Origin of the sequence: Phenylobacterium sp. (assembly GCF_036263695.1) — a bacterium.
Classification (GTDB): Bacteria; Pseudomonadota; Alphaproteobacteria; order Caulobacterales; family Caulobacteraceae; genus Phenylobacterium.
On record NZ_DATAGM010000063.1, the window covers coordinates 1 to 5969 of the forward strand.

Sequence of the window (5969 nt, forward strand, 5' to 3'; positions counted from 1 at the left end):
GTCCACGTGGGCGGCCATGGCCAGGATGGAGGCGACGGTCGTCACGCCCGTGCCGCCGACCCCGGTGAAGAGGATGTTGCGCACGCCCTGCAGCGCCTCGAACTGCGGCAACGGCGTCGAGTCCGCCGTCAGCGCCGGCAATTCGTGCGCATGCGGGTTCTCGGCCCCCTCCACCGTCACGAACGACGGGCAGAAGCCGTCCAGGCAGCTGTAGTCCTGGTTGCAGGTGGACTGGTTGATCTTGCGCTTGCGCCCGAAAGGGGTGTTCAGCGGCTCGACCGACACGCAGTGCGAGGTCTTCGAGCAATCGCCGCAGCCCTCGCAGACCAGCGGATTGATGATCACCCGCTGCTCGGCCTTGGGCATCTTGCCGCGCTTGCGGCGGCGGCGCTTCTCGGTGGCGCAAACCTGGTCGTAGAGCAGCACGCTGACGCCCGGCGTCTTGCGCAGCTCCCGCTGGATGCTCATCAGCTCCGAGCGCGGGTGCACCGTCACGCCGGGCGCGAGATCCTTCACCTCGTCGTAGCGGGAGGGATCGTCGGCGACGATCACCGTCTTGGTGACGCCCTCGGCGGCGAGCTGGCGGGTGATCTGGGCCGGGGTGAAGCCGCTCTCGGCCTGCTGGCCGCCGGTCATGGCGACCGCGTCGTTGAACAGCAGCTTGTAGGTGATGTTGCTCTTCGCCGCGACTGAGGCGCGGATGGCGAGCGAGCCGGAGTGGTTGTAGGTGCCGTCGCCCAGGTTGACGAAGACGTGCTTCTCGTCGGTGAAGGGCGCCGCGCCGACCCAGGAGAGCCCCTCCCCGCCCATGTGGCTGGTCAGGTCGGTGTTCGGGTCGGCGAAGCTGGCCATGTAGTGGCAGCCGATGCCTGCCAGCGCCCGGCTGCCCTCCGGAAGCCGGGTCGAGGTGTTATGCGGACAGCCCGAGCAGAAGAACGGCTTCCGCTGCTGCTCGGAGGCCAGGGTGACGGCCGCCACGCCCGCGGCGCTCACCCGGCTGAGGTAGTCGTTGACCTCGTCCATGTGCCGGCCCGGCGGCAGCCGGTCGGAGATCGCCAGCGCGATCTCAGCCACGGAGAGCGAGCCGATCTGGGCCAGCAGCGGGTGGCCTCGCTCGTCCACCTTGCCGACGATCTTCGGCTTGGCGTGGTCGGGCAGGTCATAGAGGGCGGCGCGGACCTGCTGCTCCACCAGCGGGCGCTTGTGCTCTATGACCATCAGGGTCTCGAGGCCGGCGGCGAAGGCGCGCACGCCGGTCGGCTCCAGCGGCCAGGGCATGCCGACCTTGTAGATCGAGACGCCGAGCGCCGCCGCCTGGGGCAGCGACAGGCCAATGGCCGACAGCGCCTCGATCACGTCCTTGTAGGCCTGGCCCTGGCAAACGATGCCGAGCCGGGGCCGGGACGAGGCCAGCGCCACCCGGTCGATGCGGTTGGCCCGGGCGAAGGCCATGGCCGCCGGCATCTTGTGCAGCCTCAGGCGCCGCTCCTTGTCCAGCGGCTGGTCCTTGGTGCGGATGCCGAGCCCGCCTGGCGGGACCGGGAAGTTGGCCGGGGTGACGATGCGGTGACGCGACAGGCTGACGTCGATGGTCGCGCCGGAGTCCATGGTGTCGGCCAGGGCGATCAGCCCGACCCAAAGCCCCGAGAACCGGCTCATGGCGTAGCCCAGCAGGCCGTAGTCCAGCACCTCCTGCACGTCGGCCGGCGACAGCACCGGAATCTCGGCGTCCTGGAAGGCGAACTCCGACTGGGAGGGCAGGGTCGACGACTTGCACATGTGGTCGTCGCCGGCCACCGCCAGCACTCCGCCCCGAGGCCAGGTCCCGGCGAAGTTGGCGTGCTTGAAGGCGTCGCCGGTGCGGTCGACGCCCGGCGCCTTGCCGTACCACATGCCGAACACCCCGTCGTAGCGGGCGCCCGGGAAGAGGTTGGTCTGCTGGCTGCCCCAGACGGCGGTCGCGGCCAGGTCCTCGTTCAGCCCCTCCTTGAAGACGATGTCGTGCTCCGCGAGGTGCTTGTCGGCACGGTGGGCCTGCTGGTCCAGGCCCCCGAGCGGCGATCCGCGGTAGCCGGAGACGAAGCCGGCAGTGTTCAGCCCCTCGGCGCGGTCGAGCCGCTTGCGATCGATCAGGATGCGCAGCAGCGCCTGCACCCCGGTGATGAAGACTCGACCCTCGGTGAGCAGAAATTTGTCGTCTAGCGTCACATCTAGGTGCCGCATGGCAAATTCCTTCCTTTTGGGGCTCCCTAACCGCTTTAGAAGATCATATAAGAGCGCGGCAATTGCTTACCAAAGGCGTGCCCCCTTGGATGGGTTCCAGGGCAAGAAACACGCTGGCTGAGCCGGGGTATGGGAGGAAAACTTGTCTGAGGTGCTTGACGCGGTCGATGCCAAGATTCTCGACCTCATCCAGCATGACGCCGGATTGTCGGTCGCTGAGATCGCCGAAAGGGTCGGATTGTCCTCCAGCCCCTGCTGGCGCCGCATCAAGCGGCTCGAAGACGCCGGCGTGATCCAGCGCCGGGTGACCATCCTGGACCGCGAGCGGCTCGGCCTCGGCTTCGAGGTCTACTGCACCGTCAAGCTCTCTCTGCCGACCAAGGACAACCTGGAATTCTTCGAGCAGGCGATCACCCGTCTCCCCGAGGTCGTGCAGTGCGCCACCGTCACCGGCGCGGCCGACTACGAGCTGCGCATCGTCACCCGCGACATGCACACCTTCGACGACTTCCTGCGAGACAAGATCCTGTCGCTGGGCCTGGTCTCCAACATCGAGAGCCGGATCGTCATCCGCGCGGTGAAGAACACCACCGCCGCCCCCCTCGGGCTGGTCAGCCCGTACATCTCGGTCCAGACCACATAGTCTCCGCTCGTCCCGGCGAAAGCCGGGAACCAGACTGACTCGCCGCGGGCCGCGCCCGATGAATCCCGCTTTCGCCGGGATGAGCGGTGGATTTGTCACGTGGCGCCTATCTAAGCTCCCCGTAGAGCAAGGAGCCTCCCATGATCGACCTCGTCATCGACCAGCGGCGCAAGGACCTGGGAGGGTTTGAGGTGGGCCGCGTGCTGCCCTATGCGCGGCGGCGGATGGTCGGGCCGTTCATCTTCTTCGACCACATGGGTCCGGCCGAATTCGCCCCCGGCTTTGGCCGCGAGGTGGACGTGCGGCCCCACCCGCACATCGGCCTGTCGACCATCAGCTACCTGTTCGAAGGCGAGATGACCCACCGCGACAGCGTCGGGGTCACGCAAGCCATCCGACCGGGGGAGGTGAACTGGATGACCGCAGGGCGCGGCATCACCCACTCCGAGCGGTTCGAGACCCTGCGCGCCAACGGCGGGCGGATGAACGGCATCCAGGCCTGGGTCGCTCTGCCCGCGGAGTCGGAGGAGACCGACCCCAGCTTCGCCCACTTCGACGGCCCAGACGACCTGCCGAGCTACGAGGGCGACGGCCTCTTCGCGCGGCTGATCGCCGGTTCGGCCTTCGGCGCCAAGGCGGCGGTGAAGGTCCACTCACCGATGTTCTACGTCCACTGGGTGCTGCAGGACGGAGTGAGCGCGGGCCTGCCCGCCGATTACCCCGAGCGCGCGGCCTATGTGGCCCAAGGCCATGTGGAGGTGGACGGCCTGACCTTCCATGAGGGCCAGATGCTGGTGTTCGCGCCGGGCGAGACGGTGAAGGTCACCGCCTTCGGCGGCCCAGCCATCGTCATGCTGCTCGGCGGCGAGCCGGTGGGCGAGCGCTACATCGAGTGGAACTTCGTCGCATCGTCCAAGGACCGGCTTGAACAGGCGAAGGCCGACTGGCGCGCCGGCCGCATGAAGCTGCCCGATGCCGACGACGCAGAGTTCATCCCTCTGCCGCAGGACCCGCCCCCGCCGGCGAACCCGATGTCCTAGAAGCCTCTCTGCCGTCGGAGCGGTCTTGCGCTTGCCAACGACAAACCTGCGAGTCATTCTCATTAGCAACTGAGGAGAGACTCGCATGGTGGTGCAGTTGAGCGGCGAGCTGCTGTTGCGGCTGATGCGGCTGGAGCGGGGTCCGGCCGTTGACACCGAGTGGCTGCTGCACGGGCCGACGGACCCGGCGGTGGTGCGCCCGCCTAGGCCTTCAGAGCCTTGTGCGTCTTCTCCCAGTACTGGGCGCCCGTCACGACGGTGATCAGCGCGGCGAACCAGAACAGGGCGTGCGCGGCGAAGGTGACGGTATCGCGGATCTCCGGCTCCGGCGGCAGCTGGAAGGCGCCCCAGGCGGCCACCAGCAGCTCGGCGCCGAGGCCCACCAGCTGAAGCGTCGTCTTCCACTTGGCGAGCAGGGTGACCGGCAGCTTGACGCCCTTGCCGGCGCCCACCTCGCGCAAGGCGCTGACGGTGAACTCGCGGAACAGGATCAGGCCGGCGGGGATCACCACCATCGGCTGGGGTCCCAGGGCCATCAGGCCGAGCACGCCGCCGCAGACCAGCACCTTGTCGCCGATCGGGTCGAGGATTGCGCCCCAGACGCTTTCGGCGTTGAGCCTGCGGGCGAGCCACCCGTCGAAGAAGTCGGTCACCGCCGCCACCACGAACGCCCAGAAGGCCCAGCGCTGCAGGGCGAACTGGCTCTCGGGCTCCAGCCGTTCCGACAGCCAGGGCACGCCGCCCGCCGCCGCCGCCAAAGCCAGGAACATGAACAGCGCCAGCACGAGGCGCATGGAGGTCAGCAGGTTCGGGAGCGCTTGCATGTGGGCCTCAACGCGCCGAGTCGCGGGAAGGCTCAGGTGTAGCGCAGGAAGATGCTCGCCCACAGGGGGAGGATCTTACGCCTTGCGGAAGAAGTCGTAGATGCGCTGGGCGAGCTGCTGGCTGACCCCCTCAACCTTGGCGAGGTCCTCGACGGAGGCTCTGGAGACGCCGCGGGCGGAGCCGAAGGCGTGCAGCAGGGCGCGCTTGCGGCCCGGCCCCACCCCCTCAATCTCGTCGAGCGGGTTCTTCTTCATGTCCATGGAGCGGCGGGTGCGGTGGCTGCCGATGGCGAACCGGTGGGCCTCGTCGCGCAGACGCTGGAGGTAGTAGAGCACCGGGCTCTTCGGCTCGAGCATGAAAGGGTCCTTGCCGGGAATGAAGAACCGCTCCAGCCCGGCGTCCCGGTCCGGCCCTTTGGCGACGCCGACCACCGGTATGTCGTCGACGCCCAGGTCGGCCATGATCTCCAGCGCCGCCGAGAGCTGGCCTGCGCCGCCGTCGATCAGCACCAGGTCGGGCCGGGGGGCGGCTTCCCCCGCCTCCTCCTCCTTCACCAGCCGCGAGAAGCGGCGGCGCAGCACCTCGCGCATCATCCCAAAGTCGTCGCCCGGGGTGAGCTCGGTGCTCTTGATGTTGAACTTGCGGTATTGGCTCTTCTGGAAGCCCTCGGGGCCCGCGACGATCATCCCGCCGACCGCATTGGTCCCCATGATGTGGGAGTTGTCGTAGACCTCGATCCGCTCCGGCTGGCCCTCCAGGCCGAAGGCCTCGCAGACGCCGGCCAGCAGCTTCGACTGGGCCGAGCTCTCGGCCATCTTCCGGCCCAGGGCCTCGCGGGCGTTGGTCAGGGCGTGGTCGACCAGCTGGCGCTTCTCACCGCGCTGGGGCCTGAGGATCTCCACCTTCCGCCCGGCCTTGATGCCGAAGGCCTCGCACAGCAGGTCCTTGTCTGAAGGCTCGACGTTCAGGAGGATCAGCTTGGGTATGGGCTTGTCGTCGTAGAACTGGCCGAGGAAGGCGCTCATCACGTCCACGTCCTCGTCCTGCCGGTCCACCCGGGGGAAGTAGGCGCGGTTGCCCCAGTTCTGGCCGGCGCGGAAGAAGAACACCTGCACGCAGGCCTGGCCGCCCTCGGCGTGCAGGGCGAAGACGTCCGCCTCGTCGACGGTCTCCGGGTTGATCTGCTGCTCCTGGGCGATGGACGACAGCGCCCGTATACGGTCGCGCAGCCGCGCGGC

The 5969-nt window shown here is 68.3% G+C and carries 5 protein-coding genes; 2 read left to right on the forward strand and 3 right to left on the reverse strand.

The window, feature by feature from the left end:
• Positions 1-2223: indolepyruvate ferredoxin oxidoreductase family protein (locus tag VHK87_RS02380; RefSeq protein ID WP_329633296.1), on the reverse strand; the 2223-nt coding region annotated here is incomplete at its 3' end.
• A 142-nt stretch (positions 2224-2365) separates the two neighbouring features.
• Here VHK87_RS02380 and VHK87_RS02385 point away from each other — a divergent pair.
• Positions 2366-2866: an Lrp/AsnC family transcriptional regulator gene (locus tag VHK87_RS02385; RefSeq protein ID WP_329633297.1), complete on the forward strand. Its 501-nt coding sequence runs from the start codon at positions 2366-2368 to the stop codon at positions 2864-2866.
• A 140-nt stretch (positions 2867-3006) separates the two neighbouring features.
• Positions 3007-3906, forward strand: a complete 900-nt coding sequence (locus VHK87_RS02390) for a pirin family protein (RefSeq protein ID WP_329633298.1) — start codon at positions 3007-3009, stop codon at positions 3904-3906.
• A gap of 203 nt (positions 3907-4109) precedes the next feature.
• On the opposite strand, the gene pgsA is transcribed toward VHK87_RS02390, so the two are convergent.
• Both pgsA and uvrC read right to left on the reverse strand, forming a co-directional pair.
• Positions 4110-4730, reverse strand: coding sequence for a CDP-diacylglycerol--glycerol-3-phosphate 3-phosphatidyltransferase (pgsA, locus tag VHK87_RS02395; protein ID WP_329633299.1), 621 nt, complete (start codon positions 4728-4730; stop codon positions 4110-4112).
• 75 nt (positions 4731-4805) lie between these two features.
• On the reverse strand, positions 4806-5969 hold a 1164-nt coding region (gene uvrC / locus VHK87_RS02400), incomplete at its 5' end, for an excinuclease ABC subunit UvrC (protein WP_329633300.1).

What these genes read in the sequence shown, in the direction of transcription:
- VHK87_RS02390 (WP_329633298.1), top strand. Translation starts at nt 3,007, where the DNA reads ATGATCGACCTCGTCATCGACCAGCGGCGCAAGGACCTGGGAGGGTTT.
- pgsA (WP_329633299.1), bottom strand. Translation starts at nt 4,730, where the DNA reads ATGCAAGCGCTCCCGAACCTGCTGACCTCCATGCGCCTCGTGCTGGCG.